Here is a 26,658-nt window from a genome sequence, read left to right on the forward strand (position 1 = left end):
TTGTTTACATAATAGTTATTTTTTCCCTTCAAAAAATGATATAATTATAATAATAAAATTTTTTAATTGGAGGGATAAGATGACAACAGGATTTTTAGGGACATTATTATGGTGGATTTTTATTTTTTATGTTTTAATGGGACCACAAATGAAATTTGCACAATTAATAGCAGGAAGGAAGAGTTTATTATCTTCTTTGTCCAAAAAAAGAAACTCTACAGTTATAACTTTAATTCATAGACAAGAGAGCATGGGTTTTTTAGGTTTTTCTTTTTACAAATATATAAATGTGGAAGATAGTGAAGAAATTCTAAGAGCTATTAGAAAAGCTCCAAAAGATAAGCCTATTGATTTAATTATTCATACACCAGGAGGACTTGTTTTAGCTGCAACACAAATAGCTAAAGCTTTGCATGATCATCCATCGGAAACAAGAGTTATTGTTCCACATTATGCAATGAGTGGAGGGACTTTAATTTCTTTAGCTGCAAATCAAATAATTATGGATGAACATGCTGTGTTAGGTCCTGTAGATCCACAATTAGGACAAAACCCTGCTCCAAGTATTGTAAAAGCTGTAGAACAAAAGGGTGTTGATAAGGTTGACGATCAAACACTTATATTAGCAGATGTAGCAAAAAAATCTATTTCTCAGGTTCAAAATTTTATTTTTAATATATTAAAAGATGACATGGATGAAAATAAGGCTAAGGAGCTTTCACAAACTTTAACTGAAGGAAGATGGACTCATGATTATCCTATTACAGTAGAAGAAGCAAAAGAACTTGGATTAAATGTTTCAACAGATATGCTAGAAGAGGTATATGCTTTAATGGATTTATATTCTCAACCTGTAAGACAAAGAGGAACTGTAGAATTTGTATCCTACACAAATAAAAAATAATTTTGTAGAAGTATAAATTATTATATAATCTGAGCATAATTAATATATTTTTTCTATAATAAATGGATAGAAGCATAGAAACTGGTAAGAGTCTCTATGTTTACTATCCATTTTGATTTTATCAATATATTATCATATTTCAACTTTTTATTTATATTTTAACTTTTAATTTTTTGTATAATAAGAAAAAAGATAACACTGAAAAAATTCCTAAATAACTAAATAAAGAATCATATATAGAAAAATATCTATATGGAGATAATGCTTGGATATATTCACTTGCAATAGGAAGAATAAAAATAATACTGCTAAAAATATATAGAAAAATTTTTCTATGAAAATACGATTTTAAAAATAAAAACATTCCTCCGGCGTATGCTAAAAAATGCCACATTTTATCTTCACCTGTAAATCTCGAATAATTAAAAGGTGGTTTTGGTGTAGTAGCAAAATATATTAAAATAATTAAATATACTATAAAAAGAATATCCCATAATAGCTTTCTTTTTTTCATCTTCATAATTTACCTCCTCAAAAAATTATATCATAAAAATCTTATAATTTAATTTTAAAATAATTAAATTATATTATATGATATAATTTATTATAATCATTAAAAGGAGGCGATTACATGAAATTAAATGAATTTAATGAATTTAGAGAAAAAATGAATGAAAAAATATTGGAAAATGGTACATTAAATACAAAAAGATTTTTTAATTTAGATGGTGCTGTGTATAGAGATGGTGCAATACCTACAAAATATAAAGAAATGTTAGGATTAGTTGCTTCAATGGTATTAAGATGTGAAGGGTGTATAGCATATCATATAAAAAGATGTTTAGAAGAAGGAGTAACAGACAAAGAATTCTATGAGGTATTTGATATAGCATTAATAGTTGGAGGTTCGATAGTCATACCACATTTAAGAGAAGCTGTAGCATTTTTAGAAGAAGCAAAAAAAGAAATTAGAGGAGAGTAATATGACTCAAATTTTGAAAATAAATCCTTTTGATATAGATTTGAAAAAAATAAATATTGCTGCTGAAAAAATTAAGTTAGGAAATTTAGTGGTTTTCCCTACTGAAACTGTATATGGTCTAGGAGCAAATGCATTGAATGTAAATGCTGTAAAAAAAATTTATATTGCTAAGGGAAGACCTGCAGATAATCCCTTAATTATACATTTAAATTCAATAAAAATGATTAATAAATATGCATATATAGATGATAAAATATTAGAAAAAATTAAAATTTTTATTCCTGGTCCTATTACCTTTGTTTTAAAAAAGAGAAGCATTGTTCCTGATATAATAACAGCTAATAGAGATACAGTTGCGGTTAGAATTCCAGCACATCCTATAGTTAGAAGCTTGATAGAAATGTCTGGAGTTCCCATAGCAGCACCAAGTGCAAATTTATCCGGGAAACCAAGCCCCACAATTGCTGAACATGTTATAGAGGATATGTATGGCAGAGTTGATATAATTATTGATGGTGGAGATGTTGATTTTGGTTTAGAATCAACTGTAATCGATTTAACAGAAGATATTCCCACTTTATTAAGACCAGGTCCGATTGTTCCTGAAAAATTAAAAGAAGTATTTGGCGATATAGTAGTTCCAGATTTTATTTACGGAAAAGGAAAGGTTGATATAGCAAAGGCACCAGGAATGAAATATCGACATTATGCACCTAATAAGAAAACAATATTGGTTGAATATTCTCAAAAGAGAATAGATATAATAAAAGAAATAATTGATAATTATAAGTCTCCTTTGCTGGTTGTATTTGAAGAAGATAAGAAATATTTTAATAATTATGATATAATGATTTCAGGTAAAAAAGAGGATTATTTTGAAATAGCGGTTAAATTATTTAATATTTTAAGAACTGCAGATAAAACTGAAAACGATGTAATTATAATAGAAGGTGTAGAAGATAAGGGATTGGGTATATCAATAATGAATAGATTAAGAAAAGCTGCTTCTGAGATCAGGAGGTAATAAATTTGAGACTTTTATTTGATGTTGGAAATACTCATATAGTTATAGGTATTTATGATGGAAAATTTTTAAACACATGGCGAATAGGAACAAAATCATTTGAAACTGAAGATGAATTATATTCACATTTAATTCCCTTATTTAATAGAGAGAATATAAACGAAAGTAATATAGATTCTGTAGTGATATCTTCAGTAGTACCTTCAATAAATTATATTTTAGGTAAGGTTGCTCAAAAATATTTTTCTGTAGATGCAGTTTTTGTTAATTCAAATAATTTAAATAATATGAAATTATTAGTGGATTATCCAAATGAAGTGGGTGCAGATAGGATTGCAAATGCACTTGCCTTAAAAGAATATTATAGTGATAATGCTATATCAATTGATTTTGGTACAGCTATTACAATAGATGTACTATATAAAGGAAATTTTATTGGAGGTTCTATAATTCCGGGTATAAAAACACAGATGATGGCTTTATTTTCTAAAACGGCAAAATTACCCCAAGTAGAATTGAAATTTCTTGATTATTCTGTAGGTAAAAATACAATAGATAATATACAAATAGGTATAATAAAAACTGTTGTATATGGGATACAACAATTATTAAAGGATATAGAAAAAGAATATAAAACAAAATTTGATATTGTGATTACTGGTGGAATAGGTAAGTCATTACAAAATATAATTCCAGAATTTAGTAATTATGATCCTTACTTAACATTGAAAGGACTGAATGTTTTTTATGAATTAATGAAAGGAGTAGATTGATGAAATATTCATCAAAACACTTTTTATTAGTAAATCCTTGGATATATGATACAGCAGCTTATGATTTTTGGTTGAAACCATTAGGATTATTATATATAGGGAGTATATTAAAAAATAATGGGTTTGAGGTTTCCTTGATAGATTTAATGAATCGATATGATAAATTTTTTATAGAAAACAATCTTGTAAAAGATAAGTATTATGGTACTGGTAAATTTTATTATGAAGAAGTTGAAAAACCTAGCATATTAGAGAATATACCGAGAAAATTTAAAAGATATGGTTTACCAAAATCAGAGTTTGTACAAAGATTAAAAAAAATTGATAATGTAGATGGAATACTTGTAACCTCAGTAATGACATATTGGTATTATGGTGTATATAAAACAATTGAAACGATAAGAGAAGTTTTCCCGGATAAACCAATTTTTCTTGGTGGAATATATGTAAATATAATGCCATTACATGCAAAAAAACAATTTGAAAAATTAAATGTTCATGTTATTAATGGGACAGGAAATATTGCAATTAAAAAGGTTCTTGAATATTATAATTGTGAAATTGAAGAAATAGATTGGTTTGAAAAATTAGAACCGGCATATGAATTGTATGAAGGAAGTATACCTAATATAGTTATTACTTCATCTATAGGATGTCCTTTTAAATGTACATATTGTGTTACTCCAAGAATGTGGAAATATCAAAGAAAAAGTGTAAAAAATATAATCAATGGACTTGAAAACATTCTTAAGGAAAAGCCAGTAACCGATGTAGTATTTTTTGATGATGCTTTTTTAATACATCCGAAAAAAAATGAATTATTATATGAATTATCAAAATTCAATGTTAGATATCATCTGCCAAATGGAATACATGCAAAATTGGTTGATGAAAAAACAGCTAAATTGTTTTCAAAAGCAAATTTTAAAGTTATTAAATTAGGATATGAAACTTCAGATGAAGAAATGCAAAAGAAAACAGGTGGGAAAGTAACAAATGATGATTTAAAAAGAGCAGCAACTTTATTATTAAATGAAGGATTAATAGAAACTTCTGCATATATAATGGCAAATTTACCAGGACAAAAAGTTGAAGATGTATTAAGAGGTATAGATTTTTGTCAAAATTTAGGAATAATTCCATCTGTAAATGAGTTTACTCCAATTCCAAATACACCGCAATATAATGAATTAGTTTCAAAAGGATGGCTTGAACATAATATAGATCCATTATTATTAAATAATTCTTTTTTGCCATATTGGTGGAAATATGGGATGAATGTAGATGAAATTGAAAGTATAAAGGCGTATTTAAGAGAAGTAAAAATGAAAAGAGGGATTAAACATGGAGGAAAATCTTGAAGAAATACAAAAAATAATAGAAAGTTTAGATAATATAGAAAAATTAATAGACAGAATTATTATCAATGAGGATTTTGAAACATTGCCAAAGATATTGGATCAAAGAAAAAAAATTTTAGAAAAAATGGCAATTTACTCTTCTTCTGATTTAATTCAAAATCGTATAAATAAATTATTAAATGATGATAAGAAAAGAATTATTGAAATTCAAAATGAAATGGGGAAAATCAAAAATCAATTAAAAACAGCAAATACTGGTAGAAGAGCTATTAAAAATGGATATATGAAAATTCAAGAAGAGTTTTCAAAAAGAAGATTTAATTCTAACGGGTAGGTGATTAAATGAAGCCAAGCGATGTAAAATTTTTGTCAAAAAAAATTATGGAATCAGGTGAAATTCCATTAATTTGGGGGCATTTTGGTGTAGGAAAGACTGATATAGCGAGAGATATAGCATTAGAAACAGGTAGAGAATTAATTATATTAGTTATTTCCCAAATGGAGCCAGGCGATTTAATTGGATTACCTTCAAAAAACGAGGATAAAACAGTATTTTTAAAACCTGATTGGTGGCCAGAAAAAGATAATACAATTATAATGATTGATGAAATTAATAGAGCTCATAGATCTATAAGAAATGCTATAATGCAATTATTATTAGATAGGAGAATACATAATCACGTATTACCGAAAGGAACATGGATCATGGCAGCTGCTAATCCTCCAGATGATGATTATGACCAAGTAGATTTAATTACAGATCCGGCATTTATGTCAAGATTTTTTCATTTAAGTTTAAATCCTGAAGCGAATGAATGGAGTCAATGGGCAAATAATCAAAATGTTATGAGTGAAATTATTTCTTTCATAGAAGAATATCCTGAATTCATTTCAAATGGAAAAAGTGTTTCATTCAGATTAGATTTAAAACCAAGTCCAAGAAGTTGGTATAAATTAAGTAAAGTTTTAAATAATTTGTCTAAAGAAGAAATAAAAGAATATGTGTATATACTTGCATCTGGAATTGTGGGTCCTGAAGCTGCAAGAACTTTTATAAATTATTTAGAAAGTAAAAGTAATATACCAGCTCCTGAAAAAATACTTTTAGAATTAGATGAAAATTTAATCAAGAGGATAAAAAATATGAATATTGATGAAAAAAATTCTATGATATTAAGATTAAATAAATATTTTGAAAATCTTGAAGAAGATGAAATGGTAAAAATACTAGATAATTCTGAACATAAATTGATGGCTAAAAATATAAAAAAATTGTCTTCAATTATTTCTAAAGATTCAGCGTATTCTATTTTAAGAAATATAGATCATTTTGTAAACAAAAATAAAGGTTTAAAAAAAGCATTTTTCGAAAAATTATTTGAAGAGTTGGCTATTGTTTTAGATAATGTAAATTGGTTAGAAGAGATTTAACAGTATTATGATATAATTACTTAGATTTATTATAAATTACTTACTGGGAGGGGTTAAAATGCCTTATGTAAACACAAAAATTATTTTAGAACATGCTGATAAACATGGTTATGGAGTTCCAGCTTTAAATATTAATAATTTAGAATTTCTGCATTATATAATTGAAGCTGGGGTAAAAATGAATTCTCCTGTTATAATTGAAACAAGTCAAGGTGCAATGAAATACGCAGGGAATGGAGATTTTAGAAAAGGTGCAGAAATTTTTGTAAAAATGGTAAAAACTTTTGCTGATGAAGTAGATATCCCTGTAGCTTTACATCTAGATCATGGTAAAAGCTTTGAATATATTGTCGCAGCTATTAAAGCAGGATATTCTTCAGTTATGATTGATGCTTCCGAACATCCTTTTGAAGAAAATATGAAAATAACAAAAGAAATTGTTAAATTTGCTCATGCAGCAGGTGTTTCTGTTGAAGCTGAATTAGGGCAATTAGCAGGTATAGAAGATGAGGCTGTTGCAGCAGAAAATGTATTAGTTGATCCAGAAGAAGCAAAGATTTTTGTTGAAGAAACTGATGTAGATTTTCTTGCTCCTGCAGTAGGGACATCACATGGAGCTTTTAAATTCAAAGGTACTGCTAAAATTGATTATGATAGAATAAAAAAGGTAAAAGAATATGTAAAAAGACCATTGGTATTACATGGAGCCTCATCAGTGGTTCCAGAATTTGTTGAAATCGCTGAAAAACATGGAGCAGATTTTGGTGGAGCAAAAGGTGTTCCTTCAGAAATATTAAAAGAAGCAGTAAAATGTGGAATTAATAAAGTTAATACAGATACGGATCTAAGAATAGCTTTTATAGCTGGATTAAGAGAATTTTTAAATGCTAATCCAAAAGAATTTGATCCAAGAAAATATTTTAAATTAGCTAGAGAATATACAATTAAAGTTATTACAGATAGAATGGAAGTTCTTGGTTCAGCAGGAAAAGCAGAATTATTTTAAACTAATTAATCCCGGCAAGTGCCGGGATTTTTTTGATGAATTATATTATAATTTATAGTATAATAATTATCAAAGGGGTGAGAGAAATATATTATTCAATTCTAAATTCAGTAGAAACTACAATAAAAATAAAAAGATCAGAGTTTATTGGTAATGTGAAAAAAGTTCATACAGAGGAAGCAGCGAAGGAATTTATAAAAGAAATATCTACAAAATATAGAAATGCAACCCATAATTGCTGGGCATATAAAATAGATGATATTAAATTTAACTATTCTGATGATGGGGAACCCTCTGGAACAGCTGGAAAACCAATATTTGGAGTTATAGAAAAATATAATTTAAAGAATATAGCAATTGTAGTGACACGATATTTTGGTGGCGTAAAATTAGGTGTACGAGGTTTAATAGATGCTTATTCACAATGTGCGGAAAAAACGATAAAAAGTTCTAAAATAGGTAAATATATTAATTTGAAAATATATCAAGTAATTACTGATTATTCAAAATATGCAGAAATTGAAAGATTATTAAAAAGATTAAATGGTTGGAATATAATAAAAAATGAATTTATGGCAGAAGTAACATTTGAAATTGCTATTGAAGAAAATAGGGAAGAAGAGATTTGGTTAATATTAAAAAACAAAGGTAAAGTAAAATATTTAGGAACGGAAGAAATTGGTATTGAAAAATAGTCCCAGCAATTAGCTGGGACTATTTATTAGCCTTTTACTGATCCTTGAGTTAACCCACCTACAAGATATTTTTGCATTGATAGGAATAATAATACCATTGGAACTGCGCCAAGCAATGCTGCAGCGGTAAATAACCCCCACTCTGTCTCGAAAGGTCCTGAAGTAAAGGTTTGTAGACCAACAGCATATGTATAATTATTTTCACTTGATAAAATAATTCTTGCTAATACGAATTCATTAAATGTACCCATGAAAGATAATATAGTCACAACAGCTAAAATAGGTGATGCCAATGGTAACACAATTAACCAAAATGTTTGAAATCTTGTAGCACCATCAATCATAGCTGATTCTTCAAGAGAATCTGGTATAGTATCATAATATCCTTTTATTAACCACATATTAAATGAAACCCCACCAAGATATACGAAAATTAAACCTGAAAGTGTGTCAAGACCAATTACTCCAAAATAATCACCCATGAATTTAAGCATTCCATATAATGCAATCATATACATTATCGCTGGAAACATTTGAATAAGCATTAAATATAATAATCCTTCTTTTCTTCCAAAAAATCTCATTCTACTAAATGGATAAGCTGCTACAGAGGTTATCATAACAGTTAAAATAGATGTTAAACCTGCTACAATAATAGAGTTTAATAACCACCTTAAGAAAGGTTTCCTTTGTTTTGGATTCCAATTATCTAAGAGATTGTAGATATTTTTATCAATATTTTTCAAATTAGTTTTTAATGACTTATATTTTACAGAATCAGCTAGATCTGATACTATTCTTGAAGCTCTGGATATATCAGCTTTGGCAGGACCAAATTTTGAATTATATATTGACGATATTTCTATTATTGGTAAAATATCTGCTGTATAACCACCATAATTAATTTTCAGATAATCATATGAATTATTTTCAAGTTTTTCAAGATTTGGCTTTATTTCAGCAATGATATTTTCAAAAGATGTTTTACTGGATATAAATTTTTCATAAGATTCTTCTATATCTTTTCTTAGTTCAAAGATATTTAAATCTTTTTTCGACGGTTTATAATATGGATATAATTTTGAAATTAAAATATCAGCAAAATATTCTGATTCATAATAGTTTGTAATAGATTTTTCAGATATGGTTTTTATTATGGTAAATTCGCCATATTTTTTTAATTTTTCAAAATTTTCTAAAGTCGATTTATTTTTATTATATATTTCATTATATTTTGTTTGTGTTTCTACTAAACTTGAATTTAATTCATTTAGTTTATTTTGATAATTTCCAAGTTTTTCAAGATCAGTTTTTAAATTTATAGTTAAAGAATATAAGGTATCTAATGTAGTTTTAATGCTTTTTATAGTTTCAACCAATGTTTTGTATGCTGGTGAAACGTAGTCTAATTCAGGGTTAATATATTCTAAATTATTTTTTAACCATGTAAAGGATGTTGTATATGAATCAACTATACTTTTATAAATTTCTAAATCTCCAAAACTTTGCATATTTTCATTTATTTTTAAAAAAGTTTCAGCTATGTTTTCTATATCATTATACATAGACATAACGTTGTTATTTGAAACTTTATTTTGTTTGTATTTTTTAAATAAATTTATGGCAGATTCAATTTTTGAACTATTTGGTGCATAAATATCTAGTAATGATATGAGGTCTTTGTTGTATTTTATAACTAAAGGTTGAATTTGGGAAATATTATATTTAACAAGAGAAATATTTTTTTGTATATCTTTTATTTGAGTTTCATAAGTATTAATATTTTCTAAATCTTTACCAAGAATTTCTTTTTCCAGTGTTTCAAAATATAAGTCGATATTTTTTGCATTATTTAAGATAGATTTCCATTTGTTTGAAAGTTCTTTTACCATAGGTTCTAAATCTACAATATTTTTATTATCATCAATTTTTATCCATTTTTTATATGTTTTGATTTTCCATAAGGTGTAATTTGGTTTTGTAGAATATAATGTTGATAATGTATTTTTATAATATACTACATTTTTTGGTGTTACTTTTATTTTACTTAGTAAAGTAAATATATTATTTCTTAATGAATAATATTCATCTATATCTTTTTTTAGAAATTTGAGTTTATCGGATATAATTTCTGTATTAATATCAGATAATATAACTTCTTCAAAATCTTTTAGTTTATTTAATAATATTTCTCTTGAATTATTAATATCCTTAATTATATTATCTTTACTGCTATTTAAAGAATCAAGCAAATTGTTAAAGTAAGTATCAATGTCATTTAAGTATGTGTTAGTTTGTAAAATATAATTATTAAAGTCAGATAATTCCTCATTTAACTTTTTATTTGCATCTTCAAGACTTAAACGTGCATTTTCACCTATAAAATGAGAAGTTCCATTTATATCTTTTATTAGTTCAGGTACAGTTGCTCTTGGAAATAATAAATCTCTGTAATAGTTTAAAGTTATTCGTGATGAAAAGAGTTTTGGTGAAAAAGCTGCATTATCTCTTCTTATAGATGTAGTAACAACCCAAACCAATGGAAATAAAACAAGTATAATAACAATAATTAGAAATATATGTCTTAATATATAATTTTTCTTTTGTATCATAGCCATTATCTGCTCACCTCTTCAAATGCACCTGATAGTTTGAAGTTGAAATAACTAATTGCAGAAACTATTGCGAATATCAAAATAGATATTGCACTAGCAAAACCAAAATCTTGACCTCTTGATCCTTCAAAAGCTAATTTATATGTATAAGATATTAAAATATCAGTTGAACCTGCTGGAGTCGTAGCTCCAGGCATAGCAGGGCCACCACCTGTTAAAAGATATATATTTACAAAATTATTGAAATTAAAAGCAAAACTACTTACAAGCAAAGGGGTTAAAGAAACCATTAATAATGGAAGTGTAATTTTTCTAAATTGTGTCCACCTAGTTGCTCCATCTATTGAAGAAGCTTCATATAATTCATCAGGTATACTTTGTAAAGCACCAAGAGTGATAGTCATCATATATGGAAATCCAAGCCAAGTATTTACAATTAAAACAGAAACTTTAGCCCAAAAAGGGTCATTAAGCCATTTTATGGGTTCTAATCCTAAATTGGAAATAACAAATCTATTTAATATACCGTATGTTTCATTAAAAAAACCATTTCTCCATATTAAAACCGAAATGAATGCTGGAACAGCCCATGGTATAATAAGGAGAGTTCTATACAATATTCTACCTTTCATAAACCTATCATTAAGCATTAATGCTAATATCAAACCAATAACAAAACTAAATAAAACACTTAAAGCGGCATAGGTAAATGTCCAGGTGAATATTTTTAAGAAAGGGCCAGAGATTTTAGGATCTTTTCTTATTCTATCAAATTGATATGTTCCAATAAAAGAGGTATAACCAATTAATCTAATTAATTCTCCTTTTTCATTATAATCCCAAAATGCTCCATCTTTATCAACTAATTCTTTATTTGTCTTTGTATTAAAGATAATAGTTTTATAAGTTTTTTTATTATTTATAAAAATAGGTTTGACTCTTAATTCGTATATTCTATATGATTCTGAAAATTTTTTATATATATATCGCGAAGAAAGTCTATATATTTTATTATCATAATTTTTAAGTTCCAAAACACCAAGATACTTTTGTCTTAATACAGAATTATAAAATGCGGCATTTTTAAAAGTTTCAGAGTCTGTAGGAGAATAAAAATATACATATTTTTTACCTTTGTCTGTTTCAAAACCAAGAATATTATTTATTTTTTCTTCAATAGGTAGGTTCTTAAAAGTATCATCTAATTCCCGTTTTAAAAATGCAGTATATGTGTTTCCATTAATCGAAACAGTCATATTATTTTTGTTTACAGGAACTAATTCTGATACGGCGTTTTTAGGGGTTCCTTTTGAATTATAAGTTATATCTTTTGGTTTTTCAGAAAATAATATTTCATTATCATTGTAAAGAATTATTAAAAAATCTTCTGTAGGTTTAAAATTTTCAAGATTTACATAAATTCTGAAATTATAACTATTTCCATTTTCTGGTTCAAATAAATAATTAGGATCATTTAAAAGTATTTGAATTGCCTGATCCCGTGTAAATAAATGTCCTGTTCCATAATCCGTAAAAGCAGTTTTAACTGTGTAATATATAGGATAAACAGTTAAAATAAATAAGAAAAACATTGCAGGTAATGTATATCTATATGGATATCCTTTTTTTGAGAAAATAGCCACATTTGCTAATACTACAAAAGCTGCAATGACAACTGCTAATCCATAATTTCCTAAACCTGATAAAATAAAAATAGACCACACTAATCCAGCATTCATAAGAGCTATTATAGAGTACAACAAAATTTTTCCAAGAGTTTTCATGGTGTCCCTCCCTTAAAATGTATGAAAAACTTAGATTTTTTGTTTTAATTAAAAATACTTAATAATTATAACATAAAAATACCTTTTTTATCAATTTGAAAATAAAATATTATGTAAAAAAATAAGCCCTTAAAAGAGCTTATTAATAGTTTAATTTTTAAACTCATATATATATGATATCTGATTACCATTAATTATTTTCTTTTTTTTATCAGCTTTTTTTCCAAAAAATGATTCAAAATTTTCGTGTGATGTGATTATTGAAAAATAAAAATTTGAATAGTTTTTTCTTAAATAACGCATTTGTTCATAGATTTTTTCTGCATGTGTTTTATCATTTAGTCTTATACCATATGGTGGATTAGTTATAATATATCCACTACTATAGTTTAATTTTATACTTTCCATATTTCTTTTTTCAAATTTTATAAATTTATCAAGTCCAAAATTTTGTGAATTTTTTAAAGCAATTTCAATCATTTTATAGTTTTTATCAAACCCATAAATTTTTAAATCAGAATATTTTATTGCTTCTTTAGCCTGCTTTTTTAATGTATCAAATCTTTTTTTATCATAGTTTTTCCAAGATTCAAAAGAGAAATTACGATATAAACCTGGAGAAATATTTAAGCCATATAAAGCTGCCTCAATTGGAATTGTACCTGAACCACAAAAAGGATCTATCAAAGCAAATTTTCTTTTCCAACCAGCTTTTAATATCATAGCTGCAGCAATAGTTTCTCTTAAAGGAGCTTCGCTGACTAATTTTCTATAACCTCTTTTATGAAGCCCATCGCCTGTAGTATCTAAAGCTAATATAATATTATTTTTCTTTAAATAAGCCCTAATTTTATATATTCCATGCTCTTCCGAATATGTTTTTAAATTGTAAGTCTTTTTTAAATTTTCTACTATAGCTTTTTTTATTATAGATTGTATAACTGATTTATTATATAATAAGGATTTTGAAGATCTAACTTTATCAATTATGATCTTTCCATTTTTAGGTAGAAAATGGGATAGTGATAAATTCATAATACCATCATATAATTCATCAAAAGTTTCTGCATGAAATTCTCCTATTTGTATTAAAATGCGCTCAGCAGTACGAATATTTAAATTTAGATTATAATAATCATAATCTTTTCCAGAAAAAAACACCATTCCATCTTTTGTTTTTTCTATTTTATAATTCATTTTTTTTAATTCATTTGAAAGTACTTTTTCTAAACCAGTGGCACATAAAGCTATATATTCCATATTACACCTCTTTTGTTTTTCTAAATTATTCTAAATTATATACTATATATTAGTTTTTTATGTTAAAAATTTATTAATAAAAAATAGTCAGCTTAAAGCTGACTATGCAATTATAATTAATTCTTGATCACCATCTATACTATCACCTTTTTTAACAAGTACCTTTTCAACAACTCCATCAAATTCACTTAAAATTTCATTCTCCATTTTCATTGCTTCTATAACTAATAATTTTTGTCCTTTTTCTACCCTATTTCCTTCAGCAACATTGATATCAACAACAACACCTGGTAAAGGAGCTTTTACAACATTTCTACCTGAGGTAGAAGTAGCAACTGGTTGTGGTTTAGGTTTAGGTTTTTCCTCAACTTTTTGAACAGGAGGTGTAGGGACAGTATCAACTTTTTGTGTTTGAGATAGTTGAGAAACAGTATTTTCAACACCTAATTCTTCAACTTCAACTTCATAACTTTTTCCGTTAACTTTAACATTAAACTTTCTAATCATTTTCTCCCTCCTAATCTTTTTGCTCGCCATGTAATAACTGGCGGTAACATACCCCACATACTATATTTTTTATTTTGTGTTAAAGTAGCGGGCTTTATACTCTTTATTTTATAAGATTTATCTTTCATGGTAACAGCAATAGCACCCATAATAGCAGCAATTAACTCATTATCCTCATCTTTGGGAAGATCAATATTTGTAATTGGTATAGGATCTTTATGAGGAATGTTTATTTCTTTTTTTACTTTTTTTTCATTTTTAGGTGAAAGAAATCTAAAGAATACAAAAAACATACTTAAAATGAATAATACTAAAAAAACAATCACAATACCTACAAAAGTAATAGATAATACATTACCCATAATTACACCACCAATTATAATGGAATATTTCCATGTTTTTTATTTGGTCTTGGCTCTGCTTTTGATTCTGACATAAATAATGTTTGAATTAATATTTTTCTTGTTTCTTTAGGATCGATAACATCTTCTATATAACCTCTTCCAGCAGCCACATAAGGATTAGCAAATTCCTTTTTATATTCTTCTATTTTTTCCAATCTCGTTTTTTCAGGTGTTTCGGAATTTTTAATATCTTTTCTAAAAATTATGTTCGCAGCACCTTCAGAGCCCATAACAGCAATTTCTGCTGTAGGCCATGCAAATACAAAATCAGATCCAATATGTTGTGAAGCCATAGCAATATATGCACCACCATAGGCTTTTCTTAAAATTATAGTTAATTTTGGAACAGTGGCCTCGCTATATGCATATAGTAATTTAGCACCATGTCTAATTATGCCACCATGTTCTTGATTAACACCTGGTAAAAATCCTGGAGTATCTACAAAAGTAATTAAAGGTATATTAAAAGCATCACAGAATCTTATAAAACGAGCTGCTTTATCTGAAGAATTAATGTCTAAAGCTCCGGCTAAGTATTTCGGCTGATTAGCAATAATACCTACACTTTTCCCACCAAGTCTACCAAAACCAACAACAATATTTGGTGCATAGTATTCATGTACTTCAAAGAAAGAATTTTTATCTAATACTAAATCCAATATTTCTCTTACATCATATCCTTTTTTAGGATTAGGAGAAACTATATCATATATTTTTTCAGGTATATCAAAATTATTATCAAATTCTATATCTTCAGGAGTTTCTAGATTATTTGAAGGAATATAAGATAATATTTTTTTAGCGATGTTCATAGCTTCTTCATCAGAATTTGCAACAAAATGAGCAACTCCACTTTTTGCATTATGTGCCATAGCACCGCCTAGTTGGTTCTTATCAACATCTTCTCCTGTAACAGCTTTTATAACTTGTGGGCCAGTGATAAACATTTGAGAAGTTTTATCTACCATAATTATAAAATCTGTTATTGCTGGTGAATAAACAGCACCCCCAGCACATGGGCCAGCAATAATTGTAATTTGAGGTATAACCCCTGAAGCTAAGGTATTTCTATAGAAAATACCACCATATCCATATAATGAATCAACACCTTCCTGTATTCTAGCTCCACCAGAGTCGTTGATACCAATTATAGGCATGCCATATTTCATAGCCATATCCTGTAGCTTCATTATTTTTTTAGCATGCATTTCACCTAAAGAGCCACCTTGAACTGTAAAATCTTGGGAATAAATAGCTACTTTTTTACCATTGATTGTTCCTACGCCTGTTATTACACCATCATATGGGAATGATTTTTTATCTAAACCAAAGTTTGTGCTTCTATGTTTTACGAATAAATCTGTTTCAACAAAAGAACCTTCATCTAATAATAATTCAATTCTTTCGCGGGCAGTTAATTTTCCTAATTTGTGTTGTTTTTCTATTTTTTCATGGCCACCACCTTCAAGTAATTTTTCTTTTCTTTTTAAAAATTCTTCATAAATTTCTTGGAACTTTTCATCCATGTAATACACTCCCTTCAGAGGATTGATTATTTGTTATGTTCTACTAATTCTACAAGAACTCCATTTGTTGTTTTTGGATGCAAAAATACAACTTTTGTATTATGAGCACCAAGTTTGGGTTCATCGCTTAAAGGTTTTAATCCTAAATCTTTGGCTTTTTCAATCATTTCTTTTGTATCTTTAACTTCATAAGCAATATGATGTATTCCTTCACCTTTTTTAGTTAAGAAACCAGAAATTTCAGAATTTTCATTTAATGGTTGTAGTAATTCTATTCTAGTATCCCCAATTTCAATAAAAGCAACTTTTAATCCTCTATCTTTAAGAATTTCTTCTCCTGTTATTTCTAATCCTAATAAACCTTTATATAATTTTAAGGCATTTTCTATTGAATTAACAGCTATTCCAATATGATCAATTTTTTTCACCTTTATTCACCTCGCAAATATAACTTAGTATTTTTTCTTTTAAATCTGTCATATTTTTGAAATCCAAGCTAGATGATTCAATTATATCATCAATATTTCTAATTATTGAGCTCCTAACTCTTCTTTTTATTCTTCTTTTTTTTCTAAAATTATATTCACCAGATTTTTTGATTTCTTCAAAGTGATAAGTAATCCAATCAATAACTTCTTTAATTCCTTCATTTTTTATAGCACTAACAGGGAGAATAGTTTTTGTTTTTGATTCACTCTCTAAAGATAAGGTATTTTTCAATTGTAAAATGAATTTGTCTGCTTCTGGTAAATCAATTTTATTTACTATATAAGCATCAGCAATTTCCATAATTCCTGCTTTAAACATTTGTATTTCGTCTCCAGTATTAGGTGATAATACAAGGAGAATTGTATCTGCTACAAATATAACTTCAATTTCTGATTGGCCAGCTCCGACAGTTTCAATTATGATTTTATCAAAACCAAATGATTTCATAACGTCAACTATGTCATAAATTGAATCACATAAACCGCCTACACTACCTCTTGAAGCAACACTTCTTATATATATATTTTCTTTTCCAGAAAGATTTCTCATACGTATTCTATCCCCTAAAAAAGCTCCTCCTGAGAAAGGACTTGAAGGGTCAACAGCAATAATACCTATTTTTAATCCTTCATTACTCCACTTATTCACCATTTTGGATAATGTTGTACTTTTTCCAGCTCCTGGACTTCCTGTTATTCCAATTATTTGAGTTTCTTTTTCTGGTATTGGGAGTTGAGAAATGATATCCCATGCATAATTTATATTATTTTCCACAAGAGAAATCACTTGAGCAAGTGCATATTTATCTCCATTTTTAAATTTTTCTATTGTTTTTTCAAGCTTTTTTTGAAATTGCAATTTCTTTCACCTTACTAATTATTGTTTCTAATGGTGTTCCTGGACCGAATACTTCTTTTATACCCATTTCTTTTAATTTAGGTATATCATCTTCTGGTATTATTCCGCCCAAAAAGATTGGAATATTAGCATCTTTTTCTTTTAATAAATTCAGTATTTTTTCACATAATTTCATGTGAGCGCCTGATAAAATAGATAAACCAATTATTTGAACATCTTCTTCTAAAGCTGTATTAACTATATCTTCTGGAGTTTGTCTGATTCCTGTATATATAACTTCCATTCCTGCATCTCTTAATGCTCTAGCAACGACTTTTGCTCCTCTATCATGACCATCTAAACCGGGTTTTCCAACTAATACCCTGATTTTGTCCATTGTTAGTCCTCCTCTTTTTTCATATTATATTATTATAATATTACAGCTTCATGATATTCGCCATAAACGTCTCTTAAAACGTCGGTAATTTCACCTAATGTAGCATATGATTTTACAGCTTCTAAAATATATGGCATAATATTTTCTTTATTTTCAGCGGCATTACTTAGTTTTAAAAGATTTTTCTTAACCAAATTGTTGTTTCTTTCTTCTTTTAATTTTTTTAATTTTTCTTTTTGTCTTTCTTCAACCTCTGGATCAACTTTAAGTATAGTACCAGATTTTTGTTCTTCTTCAACAGTAAATTTATTTAAACCTACAATTATTTGGTTTGAATTTTCAACTGCTAATTGTGATTCATATGCAGAATTTAAAATTTCTTTTTGTATATATCCATCTTCAATAGCTCGTACCATGCCTCCCATTTTTTCTATTTTATCTATATATTTTAAGGCTTTTTCTTCTATGTCTTTTGTTAAAGCTTCTATTGCATATGAACCCGCGAATGGATCAATTGTTTCAGTAACCCCTGATTCATAAGCAATAATTTGTTGAGTTCTTAAAGCAATAGTAGCTGATAATTCAGTAGGTAATCCCAATGCTTCATCATATGAATTTGTGTGTAATGATTGTGTACCTCCTAATACAGCAGCTAATGCTTGCATTGTTACTCTAATAATGTTATTTAATGGTTGTTGGGCAGTTAATGTAGAACCTGCTGTTTGGGTATGGAATTTTAACCTTAATGCTGAAGGATTAGTTACATTAAATTTCTCTTTCATAAGTTTTGCCCATAATTTTCTAGCAGCTCTAAATTTTGCAATCTCTTCAATAAAATTATTATGGGCATTAAAGAAGAAAGAAAGATTTTTTCCAAATACATTTGGATCTAAACCAGCTTTTATAGCAGCCTCAACATATGCCAAACCATCAGCTAATGTAAATGCTACTTCTTGAACAGCATTTGCGCCAGCTTCCCTAATATGATAACCACTAATACTAATTAAATTAAATTTAGGTAAGTATTTTGAACCATATTCAAAAATATCTACAATTATTTTCATTGAAGGTTCAGGTGGGAATACATAAGTACCTCTAGCAATATATTCCTTTAGAATATCATTTTGTATAGTTCCTCTTAACTTTTCTTTAGGGACTCCTTGCTTTTCAGCAACAGCAATTAACATAGAAAGTAATATAGAGGCTGTAGAATTTATTGTCATAGATACACTAACTTTATCGAGTGGAATTCCATCAAATAATATTTCCATGTCCTTTAAGGAATCTATAGCTACACCAACTTTTCCTACTTCTCCTTCTGACATAGAATGATCTGAATCATATCCTATTTGTGTTGGCAAATCAAAAGCAACCGATAAACCTGTTTGGCCTTGTTCTAAAAGATATTTATATCTTTTGTTTGATTCCTCAGCAGTTGCAAATCCTGCATACTGCCTCATTGTCCAAAATCTTCCTCTATACATTGTTGGTTGTACTCCTCTGGTAAATGGATATTCACCAGGGAACCCAATGTCTTCAATGTAATTTAAATCTTTTATATCTTCTGGAGTATATAATCTTTTAAGTTCTTCATTATATGTGGTTTTAAAAAATTCTTTCCTTTCAGGAAATTTTTCTAATGTCTTTTTTAAAGTTGTTTCTTCCCATTGTTTTTTCTTTTCCGAAATTTCTTTTATTTTATCTTCATTAAACATAAGGCACCTCCATAATTATTTTATGGTAAAATATATCCTTTTATATTTTACAATATTTTTCTTTTTTTTGCTAATAAAAAAAATAGCAATAAAACATAATTTAAGTCAATAATTAAGGATTATCTTCTATATTATAAGAATAATAAATTGGCATTAGTAATAATTATATGTTATTATATAATATAGAAATTAATTGAAAATTACGGGAGGTTTTTTGTATGGCTTCAGAAAATGAAATAGTATATCCAAAGTTTATTGATGGAGACATCATTTTTTTTCTGGAAAAAAATGTTACACAAAAGCAACTTTTAGAAGAACTTTCTGAAAACCTTGATAAATTAAGTAATTTTTTTTCTGAAGGTGATGGATTTTATGTTTTAGTGAAAAATCCTGAGATGTATTCAATAGTTCCTAAAATTGGTAAATTAGCTAAAGAAAAGAAACTGTATTTGTCTGGTGCATATTTTGAAGATTTGCCAGAAATCAAAAAAAAGAAAAGGGAATTCAGATTAAGTGGAACAAATATTTATAAAAAACATGTAAGATCAGGTCAGATTTTAGATAATCCAGGTGATATAATAATATTTGGTAATGTTAATCAAGGAGCAGAAATTCGTGCAGGTGGAAGTGTTATAGTATTTGGAAAGGTAAAAGGAACTGTAAGAGTTGGAATGACTCAACATAAAAATACATTTATAGTAGCATCGGAAATGGATTCTCCTCTTGTAGAAATTTGTGGAATAGTGTTAAATAATTATGCATGGCCGGAAGGTCCTGTTTCAATACATTATGATAATGATCAAATAAATGTTGAGCCTATAGAATTATAATGGAGGTCTGAAGATGAAAAGTATTGAAATTTTAAAAATTTTAAGTGATACAGATGGTATTTCAATGTATGAAAATGAAGTAAAGAAGAGAATTATAGAGATTGCTAAAGGAATTTCAAAAAAAATAGAAGTGTTAGATGTTGGAAATGGTTCGTTAGGATTAAAATATGGAAATGGTGATAAGAAAATAGGGTTATTTGCTCATATGGATGAAATTGGTTTAGTAATTTCTAAAATAGTTGATGATCAATTTGCTATGGTTCATACAATAGGGGGAGTAGACCCAAGAACTTTAATTGCTAAACGAGTTAGGTTTTATACTCAAAAAGGTGTTAAGTTAGGATTAGTTGGTATGCTGGCACCACATTTACAAAAAATAGAACACAGAAATTCTGCTCCAAGTTTCGATAATTTATATGTAGATTTTTCTATAGATGAGGGTACTGAAGGTATTGAAGTAGGTGATATTGGAGTTATTGATGTAAAAGCAGAAGAGATAAATGGTAAGGTTACAGGTAAGGCTATTGATGATAGAGCAGGGTGTGCTGTACTTTTGAAAACATTAGAGTTTTTGGAGAAATATATATTAGAAGATAAGACAGTATATTTCCTATTTAATCAAGGTGAAGAAATAGGTTTAAAAGGAGCAAAAAGAACAGGGTATGAAATATATCCCGAGGTGGGAATTATATTGGATGTAACTTTTGGAAGTGATACACCAGCTCATTTTGAGAAAATAGAAATGGGTAAGGGTCCTGCTATAGCTTTAGGTCCAACTATGAATAATGAAGTAACAGAAAAATTAATTAAAATAGCTCAAAAATATAATATCAAATATCAACTTGAACCTTTACCAATAAGAAGCGGAACTGAAGCTGATATTGTTCAAATAGTTAAAGAAGGAATAAAAACAATAGGCATTTCTATACCTATTTTAAATATGCATTCTTCAGTAGAAATAGTTGATCCTTCTGATATTGATACATCAGCAATGCTTATAGCTAATTTTATAGCAGATTATGGTAAAGAAGGTGAAGAAGGTGAATGAGTTATTAAAAAATGATTTATTAAAATATTTACCAGAGTTAACTGAATTGCCGGGGATTTCTGGCAAAGAGAATAAGGTTAGAGAGTACATATTAGAGAAAATAAAAGATAAAGTAGACGAATATCACGTTGATGTGATGGGCAATTTAATTACAAAAATAAGTGGAAAAGATTCATCTAAAAAAATAATGCTATTAGCACATATGGATGAAGTTGGGTTTATGGTTACTAAAGTAAACGATGATGGAACATTTCATATTTCTCCAGTCGGCGGGGTGGATCCAAGAGTAGTTTTTGCTCAGAGATTAAGAGTTAATGGAGAATTATTATCTGTTGTTCAAATTAAACCTATACATCTTTTGAGCCCAGATGAGAGAAAATCAAAGCCAGGATATGAAAAATTTAGAATATATACTGGTTTTTCTAAAGAAGAAATTAAAAATAAAATAAAGGTAGGAGATATGGTTACATTTGATACTAAATTCAATATAAAAGGAAATAGGGCAGTATCAAAAGCTTTTGATGATAGAGCGGGATGTTCATGGATGATGAATCTTATAGATAAAATATCTGAAGGTAATAAACCAAAGTATGATACTTATTTTGCATTTGTAGTTCAAGAGGAAGTTGGATTAAGAGGTAGTGGAGTAGCGGCACACAGAATTAAACCAGATGTAGCATTGGTTTTGGAGGGAACAACTGCTGGAGATTATCCATTACTAGATAAAGATAAATGGGCTACTCATTTAGGCGATGGTCCAGCTACGTTTTTTATGCATTCAGGAGTTGTATTATCAAAAGAAATTTTTGATAAAATATTGAATGTTTCAAAAGAAAAAAATATTAAGTTGCAATTTAAAATGAGAACAGCTGGAGGTACAGATGCAAGAAGATTGGCTATAACTTTGGATGGAATTCCATCTGGTATTTTAGCAGTGCCTTCAAGATATATTCATTCACCAAATACGGTTATAGATATTAATGATTATATTAATGGTTATAAATTGCTCGAATATTTAGTAATTGAAGGGAGGATTTTATAATAATGAAAGATTTAATAAAAAAATTAACTGAAGCAAAATCACCTAGTGGTAGAGAAAAGGAAATAAGGGATATTATAATAGATGAAATTAAAAATTATGTTGATGAATACAAAGTTGATAAATTGGGTAATTTAATTGCTTTAAAAAAAGGTGTAAGTGATAAAACAATATTATTTGATGCTCATATGGATGAAATAGGATTAGTTGTAACTCATATTACAGACAATGGATTTTTGAGAGTAGAACCTGTAGGAGGGGTTAATCCAAGAGTTTTAATTGGAGCAAAGGTTCAGTTTAATGGTCATATAGGAGTTGTAGGTTTTGAAGGAGAAACTATAGAGGAATATTCTAAAAATATGAATAATATTAATTTTGATATATTATATGTTGATATAGGTGTAGATTCAAGAGATGAAGCAGAAAAAATAGCACCTATAGGGACTTTTGGAACATATTATTCGCAATTTAATGATTTAGGTGATAAAATTATTTCAAAAGCTTTAGATGATAGAGTAGGTTGTGCTATTATGATAAAAGCTATAAAAGAAATTGATAAACCTAAAAATAATTTAATTTTTTCATTTACAGTTCAAGAAGAAGTTGGTCTTATAGGAGCATCTGTGGCAGGATATAATTATAATATTGATATGGCGATTGCATTAGATGTGACAGCAGCAGCAGATACACCTAAAGCATTTAAGAGAATGTCAATGAAATTAAATGAAGGACCATGTATAAAAATAAAAGATGGATATACAGTAAGTGATAAATTTGTTGTGGAATATTTAAAAGAAACAGCTAAAGAAAATAATATAAAACATCAAATGGAAGTTTTATTGTTTGGCGGAACAAATGCAGGCGGTTATCAGGTAACGAAATCTGGAATACCTTCAGGTACAATTTCTATTCCAACAAGATATATTCATACACCTCATGAGATGGTTTCTATGTTCGATGTTGAGGAAACTGTTAAATTTGTTTTAGCTCTCTCTAATAAATAATATGGTGATTAAATGAAGGATAAAGGATCATTCAGAGATTTTTTCTTAATAAGTTTGAGTATTTTTATTGGGTTATTTTTAATAATATTTTATTTAAATACCAGTTATTTAGAAAGAACGGTTGAAGAAATAGTAGACCGTTCTTCTATTTCTGCAGTTAAAATAGTTAGTGAATATAGCTCTAAATATATAGATTTAGCAAAAAATTTTAGTAATGATTTGAATATAAATGCTTACTCTAAGTCTTTAATATATATAATACCAAGTTATGAAAAAAATAAAGAATTTTTATATAAAAGTACTTATGATAAACTGGAGAAATATATTCAAGAAAAAAAAGATATGCTTCTTTTTAAGGGGAATATAATTATAAGTAATTTTGATCATGAAATAATATACCCTCGCAATGCTAATTTATTGAACCTTAGTTTATTTGAAAATAACTTAACAGAACTTGATAATAGTGAAAATATAATTATGTATTCACCTATTTTTCAAATTAAAAATAATAATTATATATATATTTCAACTTATCTTTTTGGGGTTAATCAAATACCTTCTGGATTTATTACTCTTGAAATAAATATAAATTTTGATTATTTAACAACATTTTTTATGGATGAATTAAAATTTTATATTGTAGATAGTAAAACAAAAACAATTTGGCCTAACTTATCTTTACCATATTTTATTTATTCTAAAATATTTTTATCTAAAGAGGGAAATAGTAGTTTTAATTTTAATGGGAAAATATATAGTATAAAAAAGACTAATTTTGGAAATAGTGTATATGTTTTATCAATTTTTGAAAATAAATATATTTTAAAATATTCATTTTTATATTTTTTATTGTTAACATTGTTTTTTTCTAATGTGTTAATTATATGGATGAGAAGATATTTTAAATATGAAGATTATATTTTTAGTCAATTAAAAAAAATTTCTAATAACTTAGGTGTAGATGACGTTGAAATTGTTGATAAAACAATTGAAAGGATAAATTATACAAGACAATACCTTTTTAAAGAAATAAAAACTTTTGAGGATTTGGAAAATAATTTGATGAAAGTTATTAAACTTCATGACGATATAATATATTTTTCTTTTTTTAAAAAGCAAATTAGTGATATAAATTATTCAGCATATGAGATATATAGTTCTGAAAATATAAATGTATCTAAAGAAATAATAGGATTTTTAGAAACTACAAAAAATGTTTATAAACATAGTTTTGAAGAAAAAATATTTGATTTTGATGGAATTATTATAATAAAAGAGAAGAAATTTGGGGATTTTGAATTCAAATATGTTCTTGATGGAATTATATACATGTTAAAAGAATTGTATATGAAAATGAGTACTATTTATAATAAAGAGTATTTTGAAAAATTATTTTTTAATTATAATTTTAAGACTACAATAATTTTGAAATTTAAAGATAAACTCCCAAATTTGCCAGACATAAAAATATTTAAAAGTTATATAATTAAATATAATAACAATTATATATTTTTAATTCATAATGAAACATTTATGCGTGAAATAGTAGATTATATAAATATTTTAATGGATTTTGAAGGAATGGATATAAAATATATTTTATTTAATGTTCCCAAGTATGGAAGTAAGAAAAAGAAATTATTCAGAGAGATAGAAAGAGTTCTTAATGAACAATGGGAAAACTTGGAAAACATATATTAAAACAAAAGCGGGCTAAAGAGCCCGCTAAAGATTATTTTCTTAAAGAATAAAAGGATTTTAAACCTCTGTATTCTGCAACTTCACCTAATTCTTCTTCAATTCTTAATAATTGATTGTATTTTGCAATTCTTTCACTTCTTGATAAGGAACCAGTTTTTATAAATCCTGCATTCATAGCAACAGCTAAATCAGCAATAAATGTATCTTCGCTTTCTCCAGATCTGTGTGAAACAACATTTGTCATATTTGATTTCATAGCTAATTCCATTGTGTCTAATGTTTCTGTTACTGAACCTATTTGATTTAATTTGATTAAAATAGAATTTGAAGCTTTTAAATCAATTCCTTTTTGTAATCTTTTAACATTAGTTACATATAAATCATCACCAACAATTTGAACCTTATTACTTACTTTTGAAGTGAATTTTGAATATGCTTCCCAATCTTCTTGATCAAATGGGTCTTCAATAGAAACAATTGGATATTTATCTATTAACATTTCATAATATTCCATAGCTTCATCAGCGGTTAAAGATTTTCCATCAATATTATATACTTTCTTTTCTTCATTGTAATATTCAGAAGCTGCACAATCCAAAGCTATAAATACATGTTCTCCAGCTTTGTATCCAGCGTCTTCAATAGCTTTAATAATAAATTGAATAGCTTCCTCGTTTGAATTAAGATTTGGAGCAAATCCACCTTCATCACCAACAGCTGTAACATGGCCTTCTTTTTTCAATAAAGATTTTAATGAGTGAAATACTTCTGCACCAGCTCTTAATGCATCTGAAAATTTATTAAATCCTGCAGGAACAATCATAAATTCCTGAATATCAAGATTGTTATCAGCATGTTCTCCACCATTGATTATATTCATTAAAGGAACAGGTAAAACCTTTGCGTTTGGACCGCCTAAATATTTGTATAAAGGAATTCCTAATGAATCTGCAGCAGCTCTTGCAACAGCCATAGAAACTGCTAAAATAGCATTAGCACCTAATTTTGACTTGTTTTCTGTTCCGTCTAATTCTAACATAACTTTATCAATTAATGGTTGATCAAAAACATTAAACCCTACTAATTCTTTTGCAATAACTTCATTTATATTTTTTACAGCAGTTAATACACCTTTACCTTTAAATCTTGATTTATCACCATCCCTTAATTCTAAAGCTTCAAATTTTCCAGTAGAAGCTCCTGAAGGAACAATAGATCTTCCCATAGCACCACTTGCTAATTCTACAACTGCTTCAACAGTTGGATTTCCTCTTGAATCTAATACTTCTCTTGCGCTTACTGCAACAATTTCATCATACCACATGT

26 protein-coding genes are annotated in these 26,658 nt (G+C 27.4%); 14 read left to right on the top strand and 12 right to left on the bottom strand.

The window, feature by feature from the left end:
- Positions 1–79: 79 nt before the first annotated feature.
- Positions 80–904, top strand: a complete 825-nt coding sequence (locus ACYQ44_RS00005) for an SDH family Clp fold serine proteinase (protein WP_459994428.1) — start codon at positions 80–82, stop codon at positions 902–904.
- Positions 905–1,055: 151 nt separating this feature from the next.
- Here the strand turns inward: ACYQ44_RS00005 and ACYQ44_RS00010 are convergent, their stop codons facing one another.
- Positions 1,056–1,424 (bottom strand): VanZ family protein, encoded by a 369-nt coding sequence (locus tag ACYQ44_RS00010; RefSeq protein WP_459994429.1) that lies wholly within the window; start codon positions 1,422–1,424, stop codon positions 1,056–1,058.
- A 111-nt stretch (positions 1,425–1,535) separates the two neighbouring features.
- Between ACYQ44_RS00010 and ACYQ44_RS00015 the strand changes: the two genes are divergently transcribed.
- The 8 genes from ACYQ44_RS00015 to ACYQ44_RS00050 are packed head-to-tail and all read left to right on the top strand — an operon-like array spanning position 1,536 to position 8,176.
- A complete protein-coding gene (locus ACYQ44_RS00015; protein WP_459994430.1) occupies positions 1,536–1,886 on the top strand; it encodes a carboxymuconolactone decarboxylase family protein in 351 nt (116 codons plus the stop codon).
- A 1-nt stretch (position 1,887) separates the two neighbouring features.
- On the top strand, positions 1,888–2,910 hold the full coding sequence (locus tag ACYQ44_RS00020) for an L-threonylcarbamoyladenylate synthase (RefSeq protein ID WP_459994431.1): 1,023 nt from the start codon (positions 1,888–1,890) through the stop codon (positions 2,908–2,910).
- A 5-nt stretch (positions 2,911–2,915) separates the two neighbouring features.
- Positions 2,916–3,683 carry a type III pantothenate kinase gene (locus tag ACYQ44_RS00025; protein ID WP_459994432.1) on the top strand — a complete coding sequence of 256 codons (768 nt, stop codon included), beginning with the start codon at positions 2,916–2,918 and terminating at the stop codon, positions 3,681–3,683.
- Positions 3,683–5,044, top strand: coding sequence for a B12-binding domain-containing radical SAM protein (locus tag ACYQ44_RS00030; protein ID WP_459994433.1), 1,362 nt, complete (start codon positions 3,683–3,685; stop codon positions 5,042–5,044). Before ACYQ44_RS00025 ends, ACYQ44_RS00030 begins: the two co-directional genes overlap by 1 nt.
- Complete coding sequence (locus tag ACYQ44_RS00035) at positions 5,028–5,378, top strand: hypothetical protein (RefSeq protein ID WP_459994434.1); 351 nt, start codon at positions 5,028–5,030, stop codon at positions 5,376–5,378. The genes ACYQ44_RS00030 and ACYQ44_RS00035 overlap by 17 nt, the downstream gene beginning before the upstream one ends.
- An 8-nt stretch (positions 5,379–5,386) precedes the next feature.
- On the top strand, positions 5,387–6,475 hold the full coding sequence (locus tag ACYQ44_RS00040) for an AAA family ATPase (protein ID WP_459994435.1): 1,089 nt from the start codon (positions 5,387–5,389) through the stop codon (positions 6,473–6,475).
- A gap of 58 nt (positions 6,476–6,533) precedes the next feature.
- Positions 6,534–7,481, top strand: coding sequence for a class II fructose-1,6-bisphosphate aldolase (gene fba, locus ACYQ44_RS00045; RefSeq protein ID WP_459994436.1), 948 nt, complete (start codon positions 6,534–6,536; stop codon positions 7,479–7,481).
- 35 nt (positions 7,482–7,516) lie between these two features.
- A complete protein-coding gene (locus tag ACYQ44_RS00050) occupies positions 7,517–8,176 on the top strand; it encodes a YigZ family protein (protein WP_459994437.1) in 660 nt (219 codons plus the stop codon).
- A 26-nt stretch (positions 8,177–8,202) separates the two neighbouring features.
- Here the strand turns inward: ACYQ44_RS00050 and ACYQ44_RS00055 are convergent, their stop codons facing one another.
- From ACYQ44_RS00055 to ACYQ44_RS00100, 10 genes are all read right to left on the bottom strand, one after another.
- On the bottom strand, positions 8,203–10,794 hold the full coding sequence (locus tag ACYQ44_RS00055) for a sugar ABC transporter permease (RefSeq protein ID WP_459994438.1): 2,592 nt from the start codon (positions 10,792–10,794) through the stop codon (positions 8,203–8,205).
- Complete coding sequence (locus tag ACYQ44_RS00060) at positions 10,794–12,575, bottom strand: ABC transporter permease subunit (RefSeq protein ID WP_459994439.1); 1,782 nt, start codon at positions 12,573–12,575, stop codon at positions 10,794–10,796. The genes ACYQ44_RS00055 and ACYQ44_RS00060 overlap by 1 nt, the downstream gene beginning before the upstream one ends.
- A gap of 150 nt (positions 12,576–12,725) precedes the next feature.
- A complete protein-coding gene (locus ACYQ44_RS00065) occupies positions 12,726–13,835 on the bottom strand; it encodes a THUMP domain-containing class I SAM-dependent RNA methyltransferase (RefSeq protein WP_459994440.1) in 1,110 nt (369 codons plus the stop codon).
- Between the two features lie 102 nt (positions 13,836–13,937).
- Entirely contained in the window at positions 13,938–14,342 is a 405-nt protein-coding gene (locus ACYQ44_RS00070; RefSeq protein ID WP_459994441.1) for a biotin/lipoyl-containing protein, read from the bottom strand.
- Positions 14,339–14,704, bottom strand: coding sequence for an OadG family protein (locus tag ACYQ44_RS00075; RefSeq protein WP_459994442.1), 366 nt, complete (start codon positions 14,702–14,704; stop codon positions 14,339–14,341). Before ACYQ44_RS00075 ends, ACYQ44_RS00070 begins: the two co-directional genes overlap by 4 nt.
- A gap of 14 nt (positions 14,705–14,718) precedes the next feature.
- A complete protein-coding gene (locus ACYQ44_RS00080) occupies positions 14,719–16,272 on the bottom strand; it encodes an acyl-CoA carboxylase subunit beta (RefSeq protein ID WP_459994443.1) in 1,554 nt (517 codons plus the stop codon).
- A 26-nt stretch (positions 16,273–16,298) separates the two neighbouring features.
- The gene (mce, locus tag ACYQ44_RS00085) at positions 16,299–16,706 is read right to left on the bottom strand and encodes a methylmalonyl-CoA epimerase (RefSeq protein ID WP_459994552.1); all 408 of its coding nucleotides are present in this window, start codon (positions 16,704–16,706) and stop codon (positions 16,299–16,301) included.
- Positions 16,687–17,619 carry a methylmalonyl Co-A mutase-associated GTPase MeaB gene (gene meaB, locus ACYQ44_RS00090; RefSeq protein ID WP_459994444.1) on the bottom strand — a complete coding sequence of 311 codons (933 nt, stop codon included), beginning with the start codon at positions 17,617–17,619 and terminating at the stop codon, positions 16,687–16,689. Before meaB ends, mce begins: the two co-directional genes overlap by 20 nt.
- Complete coding sequence (locus tag ACYQ44_RS00095) at positions 17,597–17,995, bottom strand: cobalamin B12-binding domain-containing protein (RefSeq protein ID WP_459994445.1); 399 nt, start codon at positions 17,993–17,995, stop codon at positions 17,597–17,599. Before ACYQ44_RS00095 ends, meaB begins: the two co-directional genes overlap by 23 nt.
- 32 nt (positions 17,996–18,027) lie before the next feature.
- Positions 18,028–19,710 (bottom strand): acyl-CoA mutase large subunit family protein, encoded by a 1,683-nt coding sequence (locus ACYQ44_RS00100; protein ID WP_459994446.1) that lies wholly within the window; start codon positions 19,708–19,710, stop codon positions 18,028–18,030.
- Positions 19,711–19,928: 218 nt separating this feature from the next.
- Between ACYQ44_RS00100 and ACYQ44_RS00105 the strand changes: the two genes are divergently transcribed.
- From ACYQ44_RS00105 to ACYQ44_RS00125, 5 genes are read left to right on the top strand one after another with little or no spacing between them, the layout of a single operon-like run.
- On the top strand, positions 19,929–20,540 hold the full coding sequence (locus ACYQ44_RS00105) for a septum site-determining protein MinC (RefSeq protein ID WP_459994447.1): 612 nt from the start codon (positions 19,929–19,931) through the stop codon (positions 20,538–20,540).
- 13 nt (positions 20,541–20,553) lie between these two features.
- Positions 20,554–21,588, top strand: a complete 1,035-nt coding sequence (locus tag ACYQ44_RS00110) for a M20/M25/M40 family metallo-hydrolase (protein ID WP_459994448.1) — start codon at positions 20,554–20,556, stop codon at positions 21,586–21,588.
- A complete protein-coding gene (locus ACYQ44_RS00115; protein WP_459994449.1) occupies positions 21,581–22,630 on the top strand; it encodes a M42 family metallopeptidase in 1,050 nt (349 codons plus the stop codon). The genes ACYQ44_RS00110 and ACYQ44_RS00115 overlap by 8 nt, the downstream gene beginning before the upstream one ends.
- A 2-nt stretch (positions 22,631–22,632) precedes the next feature.
- Positions 22,633–23,631 carry a M42 family metallopeptidase gene (locus ACYQ44_RS00120; protein WP_459994450.1) on the top strand — a complete coding sequence of 333 codons (999 nt, stop codon included), beginning with the start codon at positions 22,633–22,635 and terminating at the stop codon, positions 23,629–23,631.
- A 12-nt stretch (positions 23,632–23,643) separates the two neighbouring features.
- Positions 23,644–25,332: a hypothetical protein gene (locus ACYQ44_RS00125; RefSeq protein ID WP_459994451.1), complete on the top strand. Its 1,689-nt coding sequence runs from the start codon at positions 23,644–23,646 to the stop codon at positions 25,330–25,332.
- 31 nt (positions 25,333–25,363) lie between these two features.
- Here ACYQ44_RS00125 and eno read toward each other — a convergent pair whose 3' ends face one another.
- Positions 25,364–26,656, bottom strand: a complete 1,293-nt coding sequence (gene eno, locus ACYQ44_RS00130) for a phosphopyruvate hydratase (protein ID WP_459994452.1) — start codon at positions 26,654–26,656, stop codon at positions 25,364–25,366.
- Positions 26,657–26,658 lie beyond the last annotated feature (2 nt).

It is taken from the genome of Marinitoga arctica, from assembly GCF_054657315.1.